This is a genomic window from Dyella sp. ASV21, from assembly GCF_016428975.1.
GTDB lineage: Bacteria > Pseudomonadota > Gammaproteobacteria > Xanthomonadales > Rhodanobacteraceae > Dyella.
Map to the genome: position 1 here is coordinate 1 of NZ_JAELTT010000161.1, position 683 is coordinate 683.

Sequence of the window (683 nt, forward strand, 5' to 3'; positions counted from 1 at the left end):
CGTTCAACGAACACCGCTCCTACTGGGTACCGGTGGCGCAAGGCTGGGCCGGCGCCGGTTGGGGCGCCATGGCCATTCCGCGCATTGGCCAACAGGTGATGATCGACTACGTGGACGGCGACTGCGATCGCCCCATGGTGATCGGTCGCGTGTACAACGCGCTCAACCCGCCGCCCTACGCGCTGCCGCGTCACAAGACGCGCATAACCATCAAGAGCCAGACGCACAAAGGCAAGGGCAGTAACGAGCTGCGCTTCGAGGACGAAGCCGGCCAGGAAGAAATCTACGTCCACGCGCAGAGGGACCAGAACATCGTCGTCGAGCACGACGAAACCACCCGCGTGGGCCACGACCGCACCGAACAGGTCGAGCACGACGAACGCATCACCATCGGCCACGACCGCAGCGAGAACGTGGGCGAGAACGAGGAGGTCGCCATCGGCAGGGATCGCCGCCACCAGATCGGCCAGGATGCGTTCCTGCAGGTCGAGCGCAACCACACCGTCACCATCGGCAAGGATCACCTCGAAACCGTCGGCCATCACCGCCACGAGAAGATCGCCGCCAACCACACCGTCGAGGTCGGCGGGCATGTGCAAGCCACCGTGCAGGGACACCACACGCTGCACGCCGGGCAGCGTATCGAGCGGCAGACGCAGCGCTATGAACTACGTGCCGGTGAA

1 protein-coding gene is annotated in these 683 nt (G+C 65.0%); it reads left to right on the forward strand.

The genetic code is table 11. The annotated features are described in order from the left end of the window. The coding region (gene tssI / locus JHD67_RS21395; protein ID WP_199101159.1) for a type VI secretion system tip protein TssI/VgrG at nucleotides 1–683 on the forward strand (683 nt) is incomplete at both ends.